Origin of the sequence: Streptomyces sp. NPDC002779 (assembly GCF_042888685.1) — a bacterium.
Lineage (GTDB): Bacteria > Actinomycetota > Actinomycetes > Streptomycetales > Streptomycetaceae > Streptomyces.
Genome location: NZ_JBIAQC010000006.1, coordinates 1 through 20,301 on the forward strand (window position 1 = coordinate 1; position 20,301 = coordinate 20,301).

General features: G+C 70.4%; 21 protein-coding genes. 9 read left to right on the top strand and 12 right to left on the bottom strand.

The window, feature by feature from the left end:
- Positions 1–139: 139 nt before the first annotated feature.
- Positions 140–685 (top strand): GNAT family N-acetyltransferase, encoded by a 546-nt coding sequence (locus ACFYW5_RS18025; RefSeq protein WP_389417987.1) that lies wholly within the window; start codon positions 140–142, stop codon positions 683–685.
- A gap of 2 nt (positions 686–687) precedes the next feature.
- Here the strand turns inward: ACFYW5_RS18025 and ACFYW5_RS18030 are convergent, their stop codons facing one another.
- The 8 genes from ACFYW5_RS18030 to ACFYW5_RS18065 all read right to left on the bottom strand — a co-directional run bounded on the left by ACFYW5_RS18030 (position 688) and on the right by ACFYW5_RS18065 (position 9,843).
- Entirely contained in the window at positions 688–2,157 is a 1,470-nt protein-coding gene (locus ACFYW5_RS18030; RefSeq protein WP_389417988.1) for a type IV secretory system conjugative DNA transfer family protein, read from the bottom strand.
- 13 nt (positions 2,158–2,170) lie between these two features.
- The gene (locus ACFYW5_RS18035; RefSeq protein WP_389417989.1) at positions 2,171–3,580 is read right to left on the bottom strand and encodes an ATP-binding protein; all 1,410 of its coding nucleotides are present in this window, start codon (positions 3,578–3,580) and stop codon (positions 2,171–2,173) included.
- Positions 3,581–3,589: 9 nt separating this feature from the next.
- Positions 3,590–5,149: an SCO6880 family protein gene (locus ACFYW5_RS18040; RefSeq protein ID WP_389417990.1), complete on the bottom strand. Its 1,560-nt coding sequence runs from the start codon at positions 5,147–5,149 to the stop codon at positions 3,590–3,592.
- Positions 5,146–6,471 (bottom strand): hypothetical protein, encoded by a 1,326-nt coding sequence (locus tag ACFYW5_RS18045; RefSeq protein ID WP_389417991.1) that lies wholly within the window; start codon positions 6,469–6,471, stop codon positions 5,146–5,148. The genes ACFYW5_RS18040 and ACFYW5_RS18045 overlap by 4 nt, the downstream gene beginning before the upstream one ends.
- Positions 6,461–7,270 (bottom strand): hypothetical protein, encoded by an 810-nt coding sequence (locus ACFYW5_RS18050; protein ID WP_389417992.1) that lies wholly within the window; start codon positions 7,268–7,270, stop codon positions 6,461–6,463. Before ACFYW5_RS18050 ends, ACFYW5_RS18045 begins: the two co-directional genes overlap by 11 nt.
- A gap of 166 nt (positions 7,271–7,436) precedes the next feature.
- Positions 7,437–7,745, bottom strand: coding sequence for a hypothetical protein (locus ACFYW5_RS18055; RefSeq protein WP_019526682.1), 309 nt, complete (start codon positions 7,743–7,745; stop codon positions 7,437–7,439).
- A 353-nt stretch (positions 7,746–8,098) separates the two neighbouring features.
- Positions 8,099–9,166 carry a hypothetical protein gene (locus tag ACFYW5_RS18060; RefSeq protein ID WP_389417993.1) on the bottom strand — a complete coding sequence of 356 codons (1,068 nt, stop codon included), beginning with the start codon at positions 9,164–9,166 and terminating at the stop codon, positions 8,099–8,101.
- A gap of 83 nt (positions 9,167–9,249) precedes the next feature.
- The gene (locus ACFYW5_RS18065; RefSeq protein ID WP_389417994.1) at positions 9,250–9,843 is read right to left on the bottom strand and encodes a TetR/AcrR family transcriptional regulator; all 594 of its coding nucleotides are present in this window, start codon (positions 9,841–9,843) and stop codon (positions 9,250–9,252) included.
- Between the two features lie 98 nt (positions 9,844–9,941).
- Here ACFYW5_RS18065 and ACFYW5_RS18070 point away from each other — a divergent pair, with 98 nt between their 5' ends.
- Together ACFYW5_RS18070 and ACFYW5_RS18075 are read left to right on the top strand one after the other, a co-directional pair.
- Positions 9,942–10,847 (top strand): oxidoreductase, encoded by a 906-nt coding sequence (locus tag ACFYW5_RS18070; protein WP_389417995.1) that lies wholly within the window; start codon positions 9,942–9,944, stop codon positions 10,845–10,847.
- Positions 10,848–10,869: 22 nt separating this feature from the next.
- Complete coding sequence (locus ACFYW5_RS18075) at positions 10,870–11,625, top strand: PIG-L deacetylase family protein (protein ID WP_389417996.1); 756 nt, start codon at positions 10,870–10,872, stop codon at positions 11,623–11,625.
- Here the strand turns inward: ACFYW5_RS18075 and ACFYW5_RS18080 are convergent.
- Positions 11,622–11,966: a DUF1330 domain-containing protein gene (locus ACFYW5_RS18080; protein WP_389417997.1), complete on the bottom strand. Its 345-nt coding sequence runs from the start codon at positions 11,964–11,966 to the stop codon at positions 11,622–11,624. The two genes, ACFYW5_RS18075 and ACFYW5_RS18080, sit on opposite strands and share 4 nt — an antisense overlap.
- 253 nt (positions 11,967–12,219) lie before the next feature.
- On the opposite strand from ACFYW5_RS18080, the gene ACFYW5_RS18085 reads away from it, so the two are divergent.
- Complete coding sequence (locus tag ACFYW5_RS18085; RefSeq protein WP_389418423.1) at positions 12,220–13,164, top strand: NlpC/P60 family protein; 945 nt, start codon at positions 12,220–12,222, stop codon at positions 13,162–13,164.
- 149 nt (positions 13,165–13,313) lie between these two features.
- Positions 13,314–14,024, top strand: a complete 711-nt coding sequence (locus ACFYW5_RS18090; RefSeq protein WP_389417998.1) for a phosphatase PAP2 family protein — start codon at positions 13,314–13,316, stop codon at positions 14,022–14,024.
- A 10-nt stretch (positions 14,025–14,034) separates the two neighbouring features.
- On the opposite strand, the gene ACFYW5_RS18095 is transcribed toward ACFYW5_RS18090, so the two are convergent.
- A complete protein-coding gene (locus ACFYW5_RS18095; protein WP_389417999.1) occupies positions 14,035–15,582 on the bottom strand; it encodes an FAD-binding oxidoreductase in 1,548 nt (515 codons plus the stop codon).
- Positions 15,583–16,071: 489 nt separating this feature from the next.
- Here ACFYW5_RS18095 and ACFYW5_RS18100 point away from each other — a divergent pair, with 489 nt between their 5' ends.
- Positions 16,072–16,887, top strand: a complete 816-nt coding sequence (locus ACFYW5_RS18100) for a hypothetical protein (protein WP_389418000.1) — start codon at positions 16,072–16,074, stop codon at positions 16,885–16,887.
- 98 nt (positions 16,888–16,985) lie between these two features.
- Positions 16,986–17,174, top strand: a complete 189-nt coding sequence (locus ACFYW5_RS18105) for a hypothetical protein (RefSeq protein ID WP_389418001.1) — start codon at positions 16,986–16,988, stop codon at positions 17,172–17,174.
- A 9-nt stretch (positions 17,175–17,183) separates the two neighbouring features.
- Here ACFYW5_RS18105 and ACFYW5_RS18110 read toward each other — a convergent pair whose 3' ends face one another.
- The gene (locus ACFYW5_RS18110) at positions 17,184–17,516 is read right to left on the bottom strand and encodes a metal-sensitive transcriptional regulator (protein ID WP_389418002.1); all 333 of its coding nucleotides are present in this window, start codon (positions 17,514–17,516) and stop codon (positions 17,184–17,186) included.
- A 188-nt stretch (positions 17,517–17,704) separates the two neighbouring features.
- On the opposite strand from ACFYW5_RS18110, the gene ACFYW5_RS18115 reads away from it, so the two are divergent.
- Positions 17,705–18,325: a DUF47 domain-containing protein gene (locus ACFYW5_RS18115; RefSeq protein WP_030043659.1), complete on the top strand. Its 621-nt coding sequence runs from the start codon at positions 17,705–17,707 to the stop codon at positions 18,323–18,325.
- A gap of 9 nt (positions 18,326–18,334) precedes the next feature.
- Positions 18,335–19,333, top strand: coding sequence for an anion permease (locus ACFYW5_RS18120; RefSeq protein ID WP_389418003.1), 999 nt, complete (start codon positions 18,335–18,337; stop codon positions 19,331–19,333).
- A 173-nt stretch (positions 19,334–19,506) separates the two neighbouring features.
- On the opposite strand, the gene pstB is transcribed toward ACFYW5_RS18120, so the two are convergent.
- Entirely contained in the window at positions 19,507–20,283 is a 777-nt protein-coding gene (gene pstB / locus ACFYW5_RS18125; RefSeq protein WP_383310389.1) for a phosphate ABC transporter ATP-binding protein PstB, read from the bottom strand.
- Positions 20,284–20,301: the final 18 nt, after the last annotated feature.

Below are 20,301 nucleotides of genomic sequence, written 5' to 3' on the forward strand. Positions count from 1 at the left end.
AAGCTAAGCCTTACAGCGCCGATGGTACTGCAGGGGGGACCCTGTGGGAGAGTAGGACACCGCCGAACAAATTGTGAGAGAACCCCCGTACCGTTTATTCGGTACGGGGGTTTTCTGCGTTTCGGCTACGGTGTTCGGCATGAACTACAAGGTCCGTTCCATACACGCCGACGAGTGGCCGCGGGCCAAGGCTCTGCGGCTTGCCGCCCTTCAGGACCCCGTGGCGCATCTCGCCTTCCTGGAGACCTACGAGGCGGCCGTGTCCCACCCCGACTCGTTCTGGCAGGAGCGTGCCGCGGGAAGCGCCGAAGGGGCGTCCGGCGCGCAGCAGATCATCGCCGAGGGGCCGGACGGGGAGTGGGTCGGGACGCTGACCGTGCTGATCGAAGAGGCCGGGACGACCGACTGGGCCGGGTTCCCCGTCGAGCGCAAGCAGGGGCATCTCGTCGGGGTCTTCGTACAGCCCGAGCACCGGGGCATCGGGCTCACCGAGGTGCTCTTCGACGCCGGCCTGGAGTGGGCGTGGGCGCACGGCGCCGAGCGGGTGCGGCTCATCGTGCACGAGGACAACGGGCGTGCGCAGCGGCTGTACCGGAAGGTGGGGTTCGAGCCGACCGGGGTCACCGTGCCGCTGCCGCAGACGCCGGGCGAAACCGAGCTGGAGTTCGCGATCGAGCCCGAGTAGGGCTACACCGGCAGTTCGTCGTGCGGCCAGCGGGCGCGGGCCTGTTCCCGGGACCGCAGCAGGGCCAGGGTCGGCAGGCCCCGGTCCGCGCCGGTGGCCAGCAGCTCGGGGAGCTGGGGCAGCGGGGCGACGGCCGCGACGTCGTCCAGGACGAGCGTCAGTGGTGGGTCGAGGCGACCGGAGGATGACCGTTCGGCCATGTGCCGGCCGCGCTCGACCACGCTGGAGGCCAGGGCGGTCAGCAGTGGCATCGCGCCCGGGTTCGTGCGGGGATCCTCGATGGATTCACCCACCACATAAAGCGTGCCCCCCTCGTTCACGAAAGAATCCAATGCGAGCGCATCAGTTCGGTTGGGGGTGCACGCCTCGCGGATGTTCACCGTGAACAGGGCGGACAGTGCCCGCGTGGTCAGCTGCTGTGCCATGTCCCGGCGCTCGGGGTGCGCGGTCAGGGCGGCTTCCAGTTCGCCGGCGGCGCCGGGGGCAGCCTTCGGGCTGGTGCGGAGGATGCGGACCGCGTCCTGGAGCTGGGTGCCCTGGGACCAGCGGTGCACGTGCCGGATCGTACGGCCGTCTATGGCGGCGGCGTGCAGGGCGCTGCGCAAGAGGGTTTCGGCGGTGTCCGCCACGGCCTGGTCGATCTTCGCGGTGGGCCGGACCGGGGCGAGCAGCGCGGCCGCTCTTGCCGCCGCCGTCTGCTTGTCCTCGCAGCCCGTCGTCGGCGACCAGTGGAGGCGGGACGGGGTGTCGCAGAGGTGCGCGGGGTCGTAGAGATGGACCGGGCCCAGTTTGGCGCGGGCGTCCTTGGTGTCCTGCCAGACCGCCGGGTTGGAGGTGATGACCAGCGCCGGGCCCTCGGCGTCGCGTACAGCCTGGGTCGCGGTGGTGCGCCGGGTCTCCCGAGGGGCCACGAAGACCTTCTCCCAGGCCGGTAGCAGCGTCGGGGGTGTGAGTGCGGCAGCGGGAGCGGCGGGCTGCTGGACCGGCTCGGGTCTCGGTGCGGGTACCTCGTGCTGGACCGGGACCTGGTGCTGGACCGGCGCCGGGATCGGCCGCGGCACCGGTTCCGGGATCGGCTCCGGCTCGGGCGGTGCCGGCCTTTCCTCCCGCCGCCGTGCCCTGACCGCACGCCACCGGGTCACCGTCCCCATCACGAACACGGTGAGCACGATCAGCACCATCAGCTGGCCGATGAACAGCCCCCAGAACAACCCGTACCCGGAGAGCTCCGCCTCCGGTGTCTCCGGCCAGGCGCCGGTGATGTCCTGCGGGGCGCCGAAGAGGTGGCGCAGGGCGAGCGGGGTGCGGGCGAAGGTGACGCCGGTGGGCCAGGCGCCGTGGGCGAACAGGCCGGCCAGCCCTGTCGCCGTCCACACCATCGAGGTCAGGCCGAGCAGGAACGCGAGCAGGCCGAGCACCAGCCCGTCGGGGATGCCGCCCGCTGTCTCCTGCCGCCGGTCGTCTGCGCGCACGCCGTCGCCCCCTCTACGCCACCGTCGACTCGTCGCCGAGGTGTTGTTCCACGAAGGCCGCCGCCCGCTCCTCCGCCTCCAGCTCGGCGGCGCGCAGGGCGTCGTCGTGCAAGTGGTCGGCGGACGATTCGGTCATCGCGCGGTCGGTGAAGACCAGCGGCCGTTCGGTCTCCGTGACCAGGTGTTTGACCACCTGGACATTGCCGTTGACGTCCCAGACGGCGATACCCGGGGTGAGGCTGGGAATGATCTCCACCGCCCATCTGGGCAGCCCGAGCACCCGGCCGGTGGCCCTCGCCTCGTCCGCCTTCTGGGCGTAGATCGTCCTGGTCGACGCCATCTTCAGGATGGCCGCTGCCTCCTTGGCCGCAGCCCCGTCCACGACGTCGGACAAGTGGTGGACGACCGCCACGAAGGACAGACCCAGCCGTCGGCCGAACTTCAGCAGCCGCTGGAACAGCTGGGCCACGAAGGGGCTGTTGATGATGTGCCAGGCCTCCTCGACCAGGAAGATGCGCTTCTTCCGGTCGGGGCGGATCCAGGTGTGCTCCAGCCAGACCCCGACGATCGCCATGAGGATCGGCATCGCGATGGAGTTGCGGTCGATGTGGGACAGGTCGAAGACGATCAGCGGCGCGTCCAGGTCGATGCCGACCGTCGTCGGGCCGTCGAACATGCCGCGCAGGTCACCGTCGACCAGTCGGTCCAGTACCAGGGCGACATCGAGCCCCCAGGCCCGTACATCGTCTATGTCGACGTTCATCGCCTCGGCCGACTCCGGCTCGGGGTGCCGTAGCTGCTCGACGATGTCGGTCAGGACCGGCTGGCGTTCCACGATGGTCTCGTTGACGTAGGCGTGGGCGACCTTGAGCGCGAAGCCGGAGCGCTCGTCGAGGCCGTGGCCCATCGCGACCTCGATGATGGTCCGCAGCAGCGCGAGCTGCCCGGTCGTCGTGATCGCCGGGTCGAGCGGGTTGAGGCGGATGCCCTGGTCGAGCGCCGCCATCGGGTCCAGCCGGATAGGAGTTATCCCCAGCTCCTGCGCGATGAGGTTCCATTCGCCGGCGCCGTCCTCGCCCTGCGCGTCCAGCACGACGACCTGGCGGTCGCGGAAGCGCAGCTGGCGCAGAACGTACGTCTTCTCCAGCGCCGACTTGCCGTTGCCGGACTCGCCGAGGACGAGCCAGTGCGGCGCCGGGAGCTGCTGGCCGTACAGCTGGAAGGGGTCGTAGATGTACCCCTTCCCGGAGTAGACCTCGCGGCCGATGATCACGCCCGAGTCGCCGAGGCCGGGCGCGGCGGTCGGCAGATAGACGGCCTGGGCCTGCCCGGTCGAGGTGCGCACGGGCGGCCGGGTCGTCTCGACCTTGCCGAACAGGAACGAGGTGAAGGCGTCGGAGAGGATGGACATCGGATCCCGCATGCGGCGGCCCTACCTTCGAATGCCGGTGGCGAACGGGAGCGTGTTCACAAAGGCGCGGTGGTGCTCGCGGTCGCACCACTCCAGCTTCAGGTACGACTTTCCGGCCGAGGCCCGGATGGTCCGCTTGTCGCGGGCCAGGGCCTCGGGGGAACGGGAGGAGACGGTGATGTAGCCGACCAGGTTCACGCCCGCCGCGCCGCTCGCCAGGTCCTCTCCTCGCTGGTCGAGGCGGTTGTGGGCGGCGACGTCGCGCGGGTCGACGGTGCGGTTCATCTTGGCGGCGCGGGACGCCTCGGCCTCGTCGTTCGTCTTCTCCGTCAGCATGCGCTCGATGGCGATCTCGGTGGGTTCGAGGTCCATCGTGACGGCGACCGTGCGGATCACGTCCGGGGTGTGGACCAGCAGCGGCGCGAGGAAGTTCACGCCGACCGGGGTCATCGGCCACTCCTTCACCCAGGCCGTGGCGTGGCACCAGGGGGCGCGGGTGGAGGACTCGCGGGTCTTGGCCTGGAGGTAGGTGGGCTCCATGGCGTCGAGCTCGGCCGGCCAGGCGTTGCGCTTGGTCATCGCCTGGATGTGGTCGATCGGGTGGTCCGGGTCGTACATGGAGTGGATCAGCGAAGCCAGCCGCCCCTGACCGAGCGGCTGCCGTACGCGGATGTCGGCCTCCTGCAGCCGGGAGCAGATGTCGGTGAGCTCACGGGCCATGACGACGGCGAGCCCGGCGTCCTTGTCGACCTTGCGGCCCTGCTGCGGTCGCGCGGCCCGGGCCATGGCGTGCGCCTCGGCGGCCAGTTCGCGCGTGTAGTGCATGCACGCGACGAGATAGGCGCGGTGCTGCTCGCTGCTGGTGGACACCATCGACTGCAACTGGTCGTAGGACTGCTGGAGCCACGGCAGCGACTTCTCGTCCCCGCGTACGGCGACGTCCTTGGCGTGGGCGTCGGGGTCGGCGGGGAGGGTGCGGGCGAGCATCTGGATGCGGGTGACGAAGCCGTCGCCGTTGGCCACGTGCTTGAGGAGCGTGCCGAAGCGGTCGACGAGGGCTTCCTGGTCCTCGGAGTCCCGCAGACCGACGCCCGGTCCCTCGATCTCGATGGCCGCGGTGACGGTTCTGCGGTCCGCGTGCAGCAGTACGGCGATCTCGTCGGGCCCGAACGGGGCGGCGAGCCAGGTGATCCGGCCGATGCCGGGCGGCGGGCCGATCTCCACCTCGCGCCCGTCGATCCGGATGCCGGCCTCCATGACCGCCGAGCGGTAGACGGTGCCCCGGCGCACGGTGCGCTTGAAGCTGCGGTTGATCTCGAACCACTTGTAGAACGTCCGGCGCTTGTACGGCACGTAGACCGCGGCCAGCGCCAGCAGCGGGAAGCCCATGAGCAGCACGATGCGCAGGGAGAGGACGGGGACGAGGAGCCCGCACATCATGCCGAGGAACGCGCCGCCGATGATCAGTGCGATCTCGCCGGTCTCGCGATTGCGGCCGACGATCGCGTTCGGCCGGGCGCGGCCGATCAGATATGTACGGCGGGGCGTGACCGGATGGGACACGTGGGACTCGGTCGTCAACGCCCTTCACCTCCCGTGCGGTTGGTACTGCTGTTGCGGGTGTTGCCGGCGTGGGGCGAGTTCAGCGCGCTGCTGGCGGAGCGGGGCACGGGTGCGGCGGAGGGGACAGTTCCGCCGCCTCCGTTCGCGGTGCGGGAGCTGTGCGCGGCGACTCCGCCGGCCGCCTGGTTGGCGGGGCGGGGGCCTCCGGCGGACTGGCCGTTGCTGTCGGCCCGGGTGCTGTGGGTCTTGATGCCCTGGGCGACGAGGGTCGCGGGGGAGCTCATGACGGCCGCGGCCTTGCTCTCGGCGCCCTGCATGATGCGGTTGCTGCGGGAGCCGGCGATCTCGTCGCCGAAGCCCGGGACGAAACGGTAGATCATCGCCGAGGCGAAGATGGCGAGCAGGATGATGGCGAGGCCGGAGACGACGGCGGAGAAGGCGTCGGGGCCGTCGTCGGCGGAGAGCGCTCCGGCGAGGCCGAGGACGATCACGATGACCGGCTTCACCAGGATGACGGCGATCATGATGCCCGCCCAGCGGCGGACGTGGCCCCACAGGTTCTTGTCGACCAGGCCCGCGTAGACGACGGTGCCGAGCAGGGCGCCGACGTACAGCAGGGCGGCGCGGATGACGAGTTCCAGCCAGAGGACTCCGGCGGCGAGGATGCTGACGAGGGAGACGACGATCAGCATGATCGGTCCGCCGCCGATGTCCTCGCCCTTCTCCAGGGCGCCGGAGAAGGTGCCGAAGAAGGTGTCGGTCTGGTCGCCGGTGGTCTTCGCGAGGACCTCTGAGATGCCGTCGGTGGCGGAGACGACGGTGTAGAGGATCAGGGGGGTGAAGGCGGACGCGAGGACGGTGAGCCAGAGGAAGCCGATCGCTTCGCTGATGGCGGTGGTCACGGGTACGCCGCGCACGGCACGCTTGGCGACCGCCAGCAGCCACAGCAGGAGGGTGAGGATGGTCGACGCCGCGAACACGACCGCGTACTGCTGGAGGAACTTGGGGTTCGTGAAGTCGACGGTCGCGGTGTCCTCGACGGCCTCGCTGAGCTTGCCGACGGTCCAGGCGGCGGCGTCGGCGCAGCCCTTGGCGAGGGAGGAGAGGGGGTCGAGGGTGGTGGTGGGGTCGAGGGTGGAGGATCCGCCGGAGCGGCCCGAGCCGTTGTCGCTTTCGCAGTAGTCCTTGGCGGGGCCGACGATGAGGTCACAGTTGTCGTCCGACGGGGTCGGCGACGGTGTGGGTGCGGCCACGGCGCGCGTGGCCATCAGCACAGCCGCTGCCTGTACGGCGGTGAGAGCGGCGGCGACCTTCAGTACGCGGTGCGGGCTACCGGGCATACGTGAAGCCTCCGTACTCCTCGACGGCCTTGGCCATCTCGTCGGCGCTGGACGCCTTGTTGTCGCCGGGGACCGGCGCGGGCCCGTCCTTCTGGGCGAAGCTGTCGACCTTCCAGTCGCTGTCCGCCCAGCGCAGCTGAAGGGTCATGGTGAACCAGTCGCTGCTGACCGGGTCGGTGGAGCCCTCACCGGCCGTGCCGAACACTCCCGTGCACCAGACCTCGACGGCCGCGGCGGTGTCCGAGTAGCTCGTGACCTTGGTGCCGATCGGCATCGTGCGGGAGACGTACGTGTTGCCCCCCGTGGAGTTGCCGTTCTCGTCGAGGCCTAGATTGCTCAGGAACTCCGTGGAGTAGGCGGCGTTGAACTTGTCCTCCAGCTCCGCCTGCTTGTCAGTGACGAAAACTTGCCGCACGATCTCGGAGCGCCGGGCCGCCTTGAGCATGTCGGCCGACACCAGCGTCACCGCATAGTTGGCCGCCGCGCTCTGCGCCCCCTGCTCATCCTGCGCGAAGCCCGCCTCCACCGGCCGCTCCCCGCTCGCCGCCGTAGCCGCTGCCTGGGGTTTGTTCTCGGGGTCCGGGTTGGGTGATGAATCGTCTCCTCCGCGGTTCGCGAAGGCGATTGCCGCGATGAGGAGGACTACGACGCCGACCACCGTGACCAGGCTCCGGGACGACGAGCGGCCGGCTCGTCGTGGGGTGCCGTACGCGTCGCCGCCGCCCTCGGGCAGCCGTGTGCGGGTCTGGCCCGTGCCTCCGTAACCGCCGGAGGCCTCCCGCTCGTCTCCGAGACTCATGCCGCGTACGCCCCCTCACCGTCGTACCCAAAGCCGTGGAAGCCGTTGGAGTACGACGGTAGCCGTGCTGGTTCCCGCGCGGGCGCGGTGTGGTGACTCGACATCAGGGAAACGCAACCTCAGCCGGTGGGCACGACGGGGGGTGGGAGGGGAGGGGTGATCGTTGCTACACGGCCATGCCGTACACGATGGTGAAGAGCGTGCCGAGAGAGCCGATGATGAAGACTCCCGTCAGGCCCGCGATGATGAGGCCCTTGCCCTGCTCGGCGCTGAAGGTGTCCCGGAGGGCAGTGGCGCCGATGCGCTGTTTGGCCGCCCCCCAGATGGCGATGCCGAGGCACAGCAGGATGGCCACTGCCATCACCACCTCGATCATCACCTTCGCTTCGTTGCCCAGGCTGCCGAAGGGGCCCCAGTCCGGAGCGATCCCCCCGATGATGGTGTTGATGTCTCCCTCGTCGGCCGCAAAGAGCATGTAAGTCACCGCCCCTGGTGGGTAGTTCCGTATCCCCCTGCGTGGGCGCAGAGGTCAGGCCTCATTCTCGCTGACGATGACGCCGTCGTATGTCGACTTGGCGTCATTGATTGGCGGGTTTCGTACGAATACCTTGTGAGGAGTCGTATCGTCACTCTGTGTATCACGGCTGGTCACGCCGGGCAATGAAGTGGGAGCGGAACCTGCTGGGTGATTCCGTCGTTGTCCCCTCTTACCGCTGCTCGCCCGACCCGTACGGTTTCTGACGGCCGGTCGGGTGACGGGTCGGGGAGATGTTCCCCGGGTGAAGGCTATCTTCCGATCGTCCGGCGGTCGCGGTGAGCCGGACAGGGCTAGTCGCCCCCGCCCCCGCCCCCGCCGCCGTCACCGCCCCCACCTCCGCCGTCGCCTCCGCTGTCTCCTCCGTCGCCACCGTCCGAGCCCCAGCCGTCGCTGCCGCCGGGTTCGTTGTCGTCGCGGCCGCTGCCGAGGTTGCTGAACCAGGGGCGGTTCCAGGTCTCGTCAGGGGCGAACGGCTCGCCCCCGTAGCTGCGGTGGCGCTCCGAGCGGAACCGGGCCGAGCCCGTCGTGTCCCCGAGCCCGAAGGTGACGGCGAAGGCGTGCGCCATGACGGCGTCCAGCGGGTCGGTGCTCTCGTGGCGCACCGGGGAGAGGGGCACCAGGACGCTGTGCGGATCGGGGGTCCGCCTGCGCGGGGGGCGGCTCAGCAGGGCGACGCGCCGCTCGTCGCGCAGCAGCCACGAGCTGGTCGCGTTCTCCCGGCGCAGCATCCAGTGCTGTCCGGGCAGCCGCAGCTCCACGTAGTTCTTCGACTTGCGGAGCTTCCTGCTGAGGTGGGGCTGCGCGGTGACCGTGCCGACGGTCACGCGCAGGCCCTGGGAGGGGTCGGTGGTCCGCGAGCTGAAGCCGTGGGGGGCCCGGACGCGTACGACGGGCGCGTGCGGTCCCCATACGTCCACGCGCACCAACTTCCGGTCCACGGTGACGGTGATCGGTCCGGCCGGCCCCGGCGCGTACCGCCGCGCGATCCACAGGGGTACGCCCTCGGACCGGGCCCGGTCCGCCAGCGCCGCCACCTGCCCGGGCCCACCGCACCGCCGTACCGCCAGCTCGCCCAGCTCGCGCGCGAACGGGGCGGCCTGACGGAGCTTCAGCGGGGTGCAGGTGCCGGTGATCCGGGTGACCGGGACGGTGCCGGGGCCGTCCGGCAGCCGGTTCAGCGGGCGTTCCGTCCCGCCGCCGCCGAGCCAGTACCCGCGCCGGTAGGCGTCGGCCATGGCGGCGAGGTTCAGCTCGCCGAGCGGGGTGGTCCGGCCGCCCCTGCGCAGCGCCTCCTCGGTCAGTGCCACGGTCCGTGCCAGCGGATTCCATGACTGCTCGCCGTAGAGCACGTGATGCATGCCGTCCCCCGTCCCTTGCTCCCCTACGGGAGTGACTGTCGGCCGGGGGCGTTCGGTTCCCGGCGACGGCCCCGGGGGTGCCGTCAGCGGGGTTTGAGGCCGTGCAGGAGGGTGTGGACGAGGTCCTCCAGGCCGGCCAGGGCCGCCTCGGGCGCGAGCATGCCGCCGGCGGCGAAGGCGGCGAGGCCGTGCAGGCTCGCGCCGGCGATGAGGGTGAGCTGGGCGGGATCGCCCTCGACGATCTCGCCGCGCCGCTGGGCGTCGGCCAGGACCCGCTCCAGGATGCCGACCGTGCGGTCGATCGCCGACGCCATCTGCTCATAGGCGTCGGGGTCGTGCTTGCGGGCGTACATCAGCTCCAGCAGCTCGGCGTTGTCGAGGGCGAAGCGGAGATAGGCGCGGGCCAGGGAGGTGATCCGCGGTTCCAGGGGGAGGGCGGGGTCGTCGGCGGCCTGGAGGGTCTGCTCCAGGCGGTCGTAACCGGCGAGCGCGAGCGCGTTGAGCAGGGCCTGCTTGTCCTTGAAGTGGCGGCCGGGCGCGGCATGGCTGACGCCGGCCTCGCGGGCCAGTTCGCGCAGGGAGAGCGCGGTGACGCCCTTCGTCCGCAGGGTGCGCTCGGCACCGGCGAGCAGGGTGGAGCGCAGGTCTCCGTGGTGGTAGGGGCGGCTTTCGGGCATGGGCCCATCGTAGCCGGATGTTGTCATCGTCAGCTTTGTTGTCAGCGCCATCATTGTTGTCATTGACAGCATTGTTGTCGGCGCCTACATTCGAGGGCATGACCCAGACGCAGAAGTGGAACGCGACCGACCTGCCCGATCTCAGCGGCCGTACGGCCGTCGTCACCGGTGCCAACAGCGGCATCGGTCTCACCGCCGCCCAGGCGCTGGCCGGGGCGGGCGCGCATGTCGTCCTCGCCGTACGGGACCCCGAGCGCGGCCGGGCCGCCGCCGCGACCGTGTCCGGCAGCACCGAGGTGCGGCGACTCGACCTGGCCGACCTGGCGTCCGTGCGGGAGTTCGCCGCGGGGTGGGCGGGCCCGCTGCATGTGCTGATCAACAACGCGGGCGTGATGATGATCCCGCGGCAGCGGACCAAGGACGGCTTCGAGATGCAGTTCGGCACCAACCATCTCGGGCACTTCGCCCTGACGAACCTGCTCCTGCCGTACGTCACCGACCGCGTCGTCACCGTCTCCTCCTCCGCCCACCGCTGGGGCGACGAGGCGATTCACTTCGACGACCTGAACAGCGACACGGCCTACGACCCGCGGGGCGCCTACGGGCAGTCCAAGCTGGCGAACCTGCTGTTCACGCTGGAACTCCAGCGCCGGCTGACCGAGTCCGGCTCCCGGGTCCGCGCCCTGGCGGCCCACCCGGGGTATTCGGCCACCAACCTCCAGAGCCACGCCGCGAGCCGGGTGGCCCGGCTGGCGATGCGGTTCTCCAACAGGTACGTGGCCCAGAGCGACCGGGCGGGCGCCCTGCCGACCCTGTACGCCGCCACCCAGGACCTGCCCGGCGCCTCCTACGTCGGCCCCGACGGCTTGGGTGAGTGGCGCGGCGGCCCGACCCTGGTGAGCCGGTCCCGGGCGGCGAGCGATCCAACGACGGCCCGGCGGCTGTGGACGGTCTCCGAGGAACTCACGGGTGTGCTGTGTCCGTTGGAGATGCAGGTGGCCTGAGCCCCGTGGAGGTGGTCGATCGATGCCGAGTCTGCTCGCCGTGTTCGGACACCCGGACGACGAGTCGCTGTCCGCGGGCGGAGTGCTGGCCCGCAATGCCGCGGAGGGCTCTCCTACGGTGGTGGTGACGGCGACCTGGGCCGAGCACACCCACCGGGCCGCCGAACTCGCCGAAGCGCTGCGCCTCCTCGGCATCCCCGAGCAGCCCCGGATGCTCGGCTACGCCGACTCCCGCGTGCCCGCCTCGGCCCCCGGCAGCCCCCGGCTGTGCGACGCGCCGCTGGACGAGGCGGTCGGACGACTCGTCGCCCATCTGCGGGAGTTCCGTCCGGACATCGTCGTCACCCACGACGCGTACGGCGGTGTCACCGGTCACGAGGACCATGTGCACACCCACCGCCTGACCGTGCTGGCCGTGCAGGCGGCGGGGCTGGAGCGGCTGTACCCGGAGGCGGGCGACCCCTGGCGGCCGCGGGCGCTGTATCTGGCCACCCACCCGCACTCGGCGGTCCGGGTGCTGGGCGACTTCGCCGAGGCCGGCAAGGGCATGCGGACGGTGCCGGACGAGTGGGTCACCACCACCGTGGACGTCCGCCCCTGGCTGCAGCGCAAGTGGGCGGCCGTACGGGCCCACCGCAGCGAAGCCGAGCGAGGCGCCGCGCCGGGCCTGCTCGCCGCGCTCCCGGCACAGGTACGTGAGGGCATCCTCGGCACGGAGTGGTTCATCCGCCAGGAACTCATAACCGGAGCGCGGACCGAGAGCGCACTGAGGGCCTAGGACGGCAGGGAGTCCCGCAGGGCCTTCGCGGTGGTGGCCGGGTCGTAGTCCTCCGTCACGCCCTCGACCAGGATGATGTCGCCCTCGATGTGCCGGGCGCGCAAGGGGGCGATCTCCTGATAGGCGGGCGAGTCCCACCACTGCCGTGCCTCGGCGATCGACGGGAAGCCGATCATCACCACGTCCCCGGCCCAGTCGCCCTCCATCGTCTCGTGCCGCCGTCCGTGGACGAGGAAGCGGCCGCCGTACGGCTCGAAGGTGGCGCTGATGCGCTCGATGTACTCGGCGATCTCCGGGTGCGGGGTGATCTTCCGGAGATGGGCGATGGCGTACGCGGTCATGGCGGGCGTCCTTCCGTTCGGGCGGTCGGGCTCCTTACGTCCACGATCGTGTCAGCGGGGCATGGCCCGGGTCGATGACCTCTCGGGTAATGCGCCGCGGCCGGTTGCCCGGACGGGCCCTGGTTGCGCCGGAATTCCCGTGGGAAGCTCCTAGACTGACGCGGGCGGACTCCCGGCGGGCGAGGGGCGGTTGACGGTGCGTAAGGCGTGGATCGTGGCGGGTGCCGCTCTCGCGGCGGGGCTCAGCTTCGTGATGCTGCTCGTCGTCGGGGTGTACGTCGTCGCCGGGAACCTCGCCAACGGCATCGGCGGCGGGGCCAAGGCGCTCGCCAAGGGGGCGGTGCCCGCCGCCTACCAGGCGCTCGTGCAGAAGTGGGGCAACCTCTGCCCCGCCATCAACCCGGCGCTGCTCGCCGCCCAGCTCTACCAGGAGAGCGGCTTCAACCCGAAGGCGCAGAGCCCGGCCGCCGCGCAGGGCATAGCGCAGTTCATCCCCGGGACCTGGGCCACGCACGGCATCGACGGCGACGGCGACGGCGACCGGGACGTCTGGGACCCGCAGGACGCGATCCCGTCGGCCGCGTCGTACGACTGCGAACTCGCCTCCTACGTCAAGGACGTGCCGGGCGACGCGACGAAGAACATGCTCGCCGCCTACAACGCCGGGGCGTACGCGGTCATCAAGTACGGGGGCGTGCCGCCGTACCGGGAGACCGAGAACTACGTGAAGACCATCACGACCCTCCAGGACAGCTTCGCCGCGCCCGTCGGGCGGGTCGACCCCTCGAAGCAGGCCGCGGGCGCCATCTCCTACGCGCAGCAGAAGCTCGGGACGCTCTACCTGTGGGGCGGGGACGGCACGCCGGAGGACGGCGGCCGGTTCGACTGTTCCGGACTGACCAAGGCCGCGTACGAAAGTGTCGGGATCTCGCTGCCGCGTGTGGCCAACGACCAGTACAACGCGGGACCGCATCCGGCCAGGGACGAGCTGCTCCCCGGGGACCTCGTGTTCTTCTCGGACGACCTCACCAACTCGCGGGCCATCCGCCATGTGGGGATTTATGTCGGTGGCGGGTACATGATCGATGCCCCGAGAACAGGTGCTGTGATCCGGTTCGACCCGATCGACACCCCCGACTACTTCGGGGCCACCCGGGTCACCGAAGATGGCGCGAAAGCGCTCCCCACCGAGGTGTGAGCGCAGCGTGAACCCACCCCCTGAGCTGCGGCGATGTGTCTCTCTTCGATAACGTCTGAGTGATCATTCAGTGGAGCGTGGAACGTATCAACAGGAGCCGTGCGTTCCTGATGACGTAGCGGGAGACACGACGAAGGGGCCGCAGCACCATGGCTGGACTCGCAGCATCCGGGTCGAACCCCGACGTCGACCTGCTCTATGACATCAATGGCCTGGCCAAGGACGCGCCGGAGTGGTTCGACCGGGTGATGGCGTACGTCGGTGAGTACGGGCTGCTCATCGCCATGGTGCTGCTGGTGCTGTGGTGCTGGTGGTCGGTGCGCAGGCGGGGCGGGGAGGACGCCGCCCCGTCGGTCGCCGCGCTGGTGTGGGCGCCGCTCGCGGCCGGGCTCGCGGTGCTGGTGAACGTCCCGATACGGGGCTTCGTGGAACGGCCCCGGCCCTTCCTCGACCACCAGGGCCTGGACGTCCTGGTCTCCGGCAAGACCGACTTCTCCTTCGTGAGCGACCACGCGACGATCACCATGGCCATGGGGGTCGGGCTCTTCGTCGCCCACCGCAGGTTCGGGCTGTTCGGCATCGGGCTCGCGCTGCTCGAAGGCTTCTGCCGGGTCTACATGGGCGTGCACTACCCCACCGACGTCATCGGCGGGTTCGCGCTCGGTACGGCCGTGACGCTGCTGCTGTCCCCGGTCGCCGCGGCACTGCTGACCCCGCTGACGAAGGCGATCGAGCGGTCGCCCCGGGCCGGATGGCTGATCCGCTCCCGCAAGGAGCCGTCGTACGACGGACGGGACGCCCTTGTCCCGGGTGCGCGCGCGGAGAGCGCCGACGCCGCGGAGCGGGACCTGGCCGCCTGAGGCCGCCCCCTCACAGCGCCTGGGGGAAGGAGAAGAACCCCTCCGGGTCGTACTGCCTCTTCAGCCGCGTCAGGCGGGGGGCGGCGTCGCCGTAGTACGCCTCGCGCCAGTTCTTCAGGCCCGGGTCCGTGTAGTTCTGGTACGCCGCGCCGGACGCGTACGGACGCATCGCGGTGTGGGCCTCGGTCAGCCAGGACCGGGCCCTGGCGCCGCTGGTGCCCGCCCGCCAGGCGGCGATGTACTGGGCGAGCATGCGGGAGCGGCGGTGGACGAACGCCGTGGCGGTCGGCGGGACACGGTTGACCGCGCCGCCGAGGGCCGTGAGGGCGACGCTGCCGGAGCCGCCGCGGACCGACCTCATCCCGGTGAGCAGGGTCTGGATGCCGGCCGGGGAGAGCGAGCGGTCGAAGAAGTCGGACTTCGCGGCGTACGTCTCGCGGCCCAGGGCGCCCTGCGGGAAGCGGCCCGGGGTGGCGCCCGGGAGGTGGCACTGGGCGTCGGTGGCGAAGGAGGAGCAGCCGGCGTAGAGCTCCATCGACTCCTCGTAGGAGCGGCGGCGCAGGGAGACGCTGGTGGCGGAGGCGCCGACGCGGTCGGCCAGCCGGTCGACGGCGTTCTGGAGTTCGCCGTGGGTGCCGAGGGAGAAGGCGGTGACCGAGACGGTCGGGGTGCCTCCGGTGGCGTTCGCCAGATGGAAGGACGACCAGATCTCGTCGGGCTGGGCGGGGCCCCATTCCTGCCAGGCCTTCAGTACGGCGGCGGCCCTCGACCAGGGCCAGGACAGGTACGCGATGACGGCCTGGGGCGCGGGGTGGGTCGTGAACTGGAGCTCCGTGACGATGCCGAAGTTGCCGTTGCCGGCGCCTCGCAGGGCCCAGAAGAGGTCCGTGTTCGTGGTGGCGTCGGCGGTCAGCTGCTTGCCGTCCGCGGTGACGAGGGTGGCGCGGGTGAGGCTGTCGCAGGTCAGCCCGTAGGCGCGGGAGACGACGCCGTGGCCGCCGCCGAGGGTGAGGCCGCAGATGCCGACGGTGGGGCAGGAGCCGGCGGGGAGGGTGACGCCCTTGGCGGCGAGGCCGCGGTAGACGTCGATGAGTTTGGCGCCGCCGCCGATGACGGCGGTGCCCCCGGAGACGCGGATCCTGTTGAGCTGGGAGACGTCCATGACGAGGCGGCCGTTGCCGGAGGACCAGCCCGCGTAGGAGTGGCCGCCGTTGCGGATCGCTACGCGGAGGTTGTGGGCGTGGGCGTAGGAGAGGGCGGTGCGGATGTCGGCCTCGTGGGCGACGTAGGCGACGGCTGCGGGCTTCAGGGAGTCGAAGCGGGTGTTGTAGAGCTGGCGGGCGGTGGGCCAGGCCTGGTCGCCCGGGCGGACGAGGAGGCCGTCCAGGGCGCGGGCGAGGGCGGACCAGGTGGTGGGTGTGCTGGGGGTGCGGGGGGTGCTGGGGGTGGTGGCGCTGGTGGTGCGTAGTGGGGGGCGGGTGCCGGTGGCTGTGCAGGCGGCGGTTGCTGTTGCTGTGAGAGCGGCTGCGCCGCCGGCGATGAAGGTGCGCCGTTCCATGTCGCCTCCCGGGGTTACGTGGAACGAGACGGGGTGGTGGGGGTGGGGGTTCCATGTCGGGTGCGGCTATGGGTTGTTTTCGCCCCCGCCGCCCCTACCCGTCCCCTCCCTGGGGGCTGCGCCCCCAGACCCCCGCTGTCGGCCCTGAAAGGGCCTCGTCCTCAAACGCCGGACGGGCTGATAGTGCCGGTGGTGCTCAGGGTCGTGTGGTCCTCTGCGTCTCTTCTGGCCTGGCTTCTGGCTCTTCTTGCCGGGCCCTTCCAGCCGCAGGTGCACCGGGCCGTGCAGAACGGGCCCTGTTCGATCGTGGCCGTGCGGTGGGGCGGGGGCGCGGGCGGGGCTTCGTCGTGTGCCACGGGGACAACCGTACCGAGGGGAGGTGAAGGGCTTCTATGGGCGTCGGGGTGCGTTACGGCGGGCTCCCGGCCGTCGTTAGGGACGACGACGAGGGGCCCGTGACGGACGTACCCGCTGGGGGGTAGGCAGGCGATGGCGGAGCGGCGGTTCAGGCGGCGGGGAGCCGTGGTCGCGGCGGGGTTCGTGGCCTGTGTGGGGGGTTGTGGGACCGCTCCTGACGACGGGCGGGGCGGGGAGCCCGCGGAGGTCGTGCGGCGGGCCGCCTCCGCGCTGGTCGACGCCCGGAGCTCCAAGGCCCGTACGTCCATGGAGATGGCCACCGGCGGGACCCGCGTCACCATCCGCGGCGAGGGCGTCTACGACTTCCGCCGGCAGGTCGGGCGGCTCAAGGTGCTGCTGCCCCAGGATCCCGCCGGGGACTCCGCCCACCGCCCCATCACCGAACTCCTCGCGCCCGGCGCCCTCTTCATGAAGAACCGCGGCGCCGGGGTGCCCGCCGACAAGTGGGTCCGGGTGGAGACCGCTTCCATGGCGGACGGAAACCTGGTCACCGGCGGTGCCACCGACCCCCTCACCGCCGCCGAACTCCTCCTGGGCGTACGTTCCGTCACCCTCGTCGGGGAGGGGCGGCTCGGCGGGGCCGACGTCACCCACTACCGCGGTACCGCCGATCTGCGGCGCGCCGCCGACCTCGCCTCCGACGGATCCCGGGGCGCGCTCGCCGCCGCGGCGAAAGGGTTCGCCACTGCCCAGGTGCCGTTCGACGTGTACCTCGACGACCAGGGGCGCATCCGGAAGATCCGGCATCGGTTCAGCTTCGTCAACGGGCAGCGGAAGGACGCCGTCGCCGTGACCTCGACGACCCTGCTCTTCGACTTCGGCGTCCCCGTCGACGTACGGCTGCCCGACCGCGACGACATCTACGCCGGACGCATCGCCGAGGAGTGAGGATCCCCGACGGTCGTCAAGGACTAGCCCGTCCGTGCCATGCGCGGTGTGTAGGCCGCTCCCTACTCTAGGAAGCCGGTAGCGGCAGAGAAGAGGTGATGCGCGTGGCTCCGGTCGGCGGTACGGCAGTTCAGGACCACGTGGCCCTCGCCGAGATCGAGTTGTGCGGTGAGCTCATCATCGCGGCCTCGGCCGCCGAGGACCGGCTCAGCCTGGAGAGCATCGACGAGGTGCTCCGGGTCGCGGAGGAGCGGGACGCCCGCGGTCCCGGCTCCCCCGACCGATGATTTTCGGCCTCAGGTCCGCAGCAGACGGCCGATCGCCTTCGTCGCCTCTTCCACCTTCGCGTCGATCTCCTCGCCGCCCTTCACGGCCGCGTCCGCGACGCAGTGGCGCAGGTGCTCCTCCAGGAGCTGGAGGGCGAAGGACTGCAGCGCCTTCGTCGATGCCGAGACCTGCGTGAGTATGTCGATGCAGTAGACGTCCTCGTCGACCATCCGCTGCAGGCCCCGGATCTGGCCCTCGATCCGGCGCAGCCGCTTGAGGTGCTCGTCCTTCTGCTTGTGATAGCCGTGCGTGGCGTGCTCATGCTCGGAGGGCGCCGTGGCGCCGGCCTCGGTCGTCGTCATCGCGTCCTCCAGACATATACCCCTACTGGGTATATCGTACCGAACTTTGCTGGGTATAGGGCCCTTGGTACGCCCCCGTGCTGATCACTGTGCCTGATGGGCGACACTGGGGGACGGCCCATTAGCCGTGGCCGGATGATGCGCCTAGCATCAGCCTGACCGAAACCGAAGCACCCCGAGGACCCCACGTGCGCTTTCGTCTGACCCCCAGGGAGACGAGCTTCTACGACATGTTCGCCGCGTCCGCGGACAACATCGTCACGGGCTCGAAACTCCTCATGGAACTGCTCGGGGCGGACACCGCCGGCCGGGCCGAGATCGCAGAGCGTATGCGGGCCGCGGAACATGCCGGTGACGATGCCACGCACGCGATCTTCCACCAGCTGAACTCCTCGTTCATCACGCCCTTCGACCGCGAGGACATCTACAACCTCGCGTCGTCCCTCGACGACATCATGGACTTCATGGAGGAGGCCGTCGACCTCGTCGTCCTCTACAACGTCGAGGAACTACCCAAGGGCGTCGAGCAGCAGATCGAGGTGCTGGCCCGGGCCGCCGAGCTCACCGCCGAGGCCATGCCGAACCTGCGGACCATGGACAACCTCACGGAGTACTGGATCGAGGTCAACCGGCTGGAGAACCAGGCCGACCAGATCCACCGCAAGCTGCTCGCCATGCTCTTCAACGGCAAGTACGAGGCCATCGAGGTGCTCAAGCTCAAGCAGATCGTGGACGTCCTGGAGGAAGCGGCCGACGCGTTCGAGCACGTGGCGAACACGGTGGAGACGATCGCCGTGAAGGAGTCCTGAGGCGCCTCCATGGAGACCTTCGCTCTGGTCGTGACCATCGCGGTCGCGCTGTTCTTCACGTACACCAACGGCTTCCACGACTCGGCGAACGCCATCGCCACCTCCGTCTCCACCAGGGCGCTCACTCCTCGGGCCGCGCTGCTCATGGCCGCGGTGATGAATCTCGGCGGCGCCTTCCTGGGGTCGGGTGTCGCCAAGACCGTCAGTGAGGGCCTGATCGAGACGCCCGAGGGCTCGAAGGGGATGGGAATCCTCTTCGCGGCCCTGGTCGGCGCCATCACCTGGAACCTCATCACCTGGTACTTCGGCCTGCCGTCCTCGTCCTCGCACGCCCTGTTCGGCGGCATGGTGGGCGCCGCGCTGGCCGGCGGGACCACCGTGTACTGGCACGGGGTGCTGGAGAAGGTCGTCATCCCGATGTTCATCTCGCCGCTGGTGGGGCTCGGGGTCGGCTATCTGGTCATGACCGGGATCATGTGGATGTTCCGGCGGTCCAATCCGCACAAGGCCAAGCGCGGGTTCCGGATCGCGCAGACCGTGTCCGCGGCGGGCATGGCCCTCGGCCATGGTCTGCAGGACGCGCAGAAGACCATGGGCATCGTGGTGATGGCCCTGGTCATCGCCGATGTCGAGGATTACGGCGATCCGATCCCGATCTGGGTGAAGATCGTCTGCGCGGTGATGCTGTCGCTCGGCACGTACGCCGGCGGCTGGCGGATCATGCGCACCCTGGGCCGGAAGATCATCGAGCTGGACCCGCCGCAGGGCTTCGCGGCCGAGACCACCGGCGCGGCGATCATGTTCACCACGGCGTTCCTGTTCAAGGCGCCGATCTCGACCACCCACGTCATCACCTCCGCCATCATGGGCGTCGGCGCGACCAAGCGGCTGAACGCCGTGCGCTGGGGAGTCGCCAAGAACATCGTCCTCGGCTGGTTCATCACCATGCCGGCCGCGGCGCTGGTGGCCGCGGCGGCGTTCGGGGTCGTGCACCTCGCGTTCCTGTAGCGGAGCGGGTGGCCGGGCCAACGTACTGAAGAAACGAATCAGCAGACCGGCGTACGGGTCTGCCGCCGCGGGAGACGACACGGGCCCGCCCCCCGGGAGCCGGGGGGCGGGCCCTTATCTGCCTCGCGGTGGCACCGCCATGCAGCACCGCGAGGGGTCTTGCGGGCTCCGGCCTAGCCGAAGCGGCCCGAGATGTAGTCCTCGGTGGCCTGGACCGACGGGTTGGAGAAGATGCGCTCCGTGTCGTCGATCTCGATCAGCTTGCCGGGCTGGCCGACGGCCGCCAGGTTGAAGAAGGCGGTGCGGTCCGAGACCCGGGCCGCCTGCTGCATGTTGTGGGTCACGATGACGATCGTGAACCGTTCCTTCAGCTCGCCGATCAGGTCCTCGATCGCCAGCGTGGAGATCGGGTCGAGGGCCGAGCAGGGCTCGTCCATCAGCAGGACGTTCGGCTCGACCGCGATGGCGCGGGCGATGCACAGCCGCTGCTGCTGACCACCGGACAGGCCCGAGCCGGGCTTGTTCAGGCGGTCCTTGACCTCGTTCCAGAGGTTGGCGCCGCGCAGGGACTTCTCGACGACGTCGTCGAGCTGGGACTTCTTGTACGAGCCGTTCAGCTTCAGGCCGGCCGCGACATTGTCGTAGACGGACATCGTCGGGAACGGGTTCGGGCGCTGGAAGACCATGCCGACCTCGCGCCGCACGGAGACCGGGTCGACCCCGGCGCCGTACAGGTTCTCGTCGTCGAGCATGACCTTGCCCTCGACCCGGCCGCCGGAGGTGACCTCGTGCATGCGGTTGAGGGTGCGCAGGAAGGTGGACTTGCCGCAGCCGGAGGGACCGATGAAGGCGGTCACGGAGCGGGGCTCGACGGTCATCGAGATGTCTTCGATGGCACGGAAGGAGCCGTAGTAGGCGCTGAGGCCGCTTACGTCGATTCGCTTGGCCATGGGTATCACTGCTTCTTT

Bases quoted from the DNA above. Each gene is read 5' to 3' on its own strand.
- ACFYW5_RS18025 (WP_389417987.1), top strand. From the start codon at position 140: ATGAACTACAAGGTCCGTTCCATACACGCCGACGAGTGGCCGCGGGCC.
- ACFYW5_RS18035 (WP_389417989.1), bottom strand. From the start codon at position 3,580: ATGCGGGATCCGATGTCCATCCTCTCCGACGCCTTCACCTCGTTCCTG.
- ACFYW5_RS18045 (WP_389417991.1), bottom strand. From the start codon at position 6,471: ATGCCCGGTAGCCCGCACCGCGTACTGAAGGTCGCCGCCGCTCTCACC.
- ACFYW5_RS18050 (WP_389417992.1), bottom strand. From the start codon at position 7,270: ATGAGTCTCGGAGACGAGCGGGAGGCCTCCGGCGGTTACGGAGGCACG.
- ACFYW5_RS18055 (WP_019526682.1), bottom strand. From the start codon at position 7,745: ATGCTCTTTGCGGCCGACGAGGGAGACATCAACACCATCATCGGGGGG.
- ACFYW5_RS18060 (WP_389417993.1), bottom strand. From the start codon at position 9,166: ATGCATCACGTGCTCTACGGCGAGCAGTCATGGAATCCGCTGGCACGG.
- ACFYW5_RS18065 (WP_389417994.1), bottom strand. From the start codon at position 9,843: ATGCCCGAAAGCCGCCCCTACCACCACGGAGACCTGCGCTCCACCCTG.
- ACFYW5_RS18070 (WP_389417995.1), top strand. From the start codon at position 9,942: ATGACCCAGACGCAGAAGTGGAACGCGACCGACCTGCCCGATCTCAGC.
- ACFYW5_RS18075 (WP_389417996.1), top strand. From the start codon at position 10,870: ATGCCGAGTCTGCTCGCCGTGTTCGGACACCCGGACGACGAGTCGCTG.
- ACFYW5_RS18080 (WP_389417997.1), bottom strand. From the start codon at position 11,966: ATGACCGCGTACGCCATCGCCCATCTCCGGAAGATCACCCCGCACCCG.
- ACFYW5_RS18085 (WP_389418423.1), top strand. From the start codon at position 12,220: ATGCTGCTCGTCGTCGGGGTGTACGTCGTCGCCGGGAACCTCGCCAAC.
- ACFYW5_RS18090 (WP_389417998.1), top strand. From the start codon at position 13,314: ATGGCTGGACTCGCAGCATCCGGGTCGAACCCCGACGTCGACCTGCTC.
- ACFYW5_RS18095 (WP_389417999.1), bottom strand. From the start codon at position 15,582: ATGGAACGGCGCACCTTCATCGCCGGCGGCGCAGCCGCTCTCACAGCA.
- ACFYW5_RS18100 (WP_389418000.1), top strand. From the start codon at position 16,072: ATGGCGGAGCGGCGGTTCAGGCGGCGGGGAGCCGTGGTCGCGGCGGGG.
- ACFYW5_RS18105 (WP_389418001.1), top strand. From the start codon at position 16,986: ATGCGCGTGGCTCCGGTCGGCGGTACGGCAGTTCAGGACCACGTGGCC.
- ACFYW5_RS18110 (WP_389418002.1), bottom strand. From the start codon at position 17,516: ATGACGACGACCGAGGCCGGCGCCACGGCGCCCTCCGAGCATGAGCAC.
- ACFYW5_RS18120 (WP_389418003.1), top strand. From the start codon at position 18,335: ATGGAGACCTTCGCTCTGGTCGTGACCATCGCGGTCGCGCTGTTCTTC.
- pstB (WP_383310389.1), bottom strand. From the start codon at position 20,283: ATGGCCAAGCGAATCGACGTAAGCGGCCTCAGCGCCTACTACGGCTCC.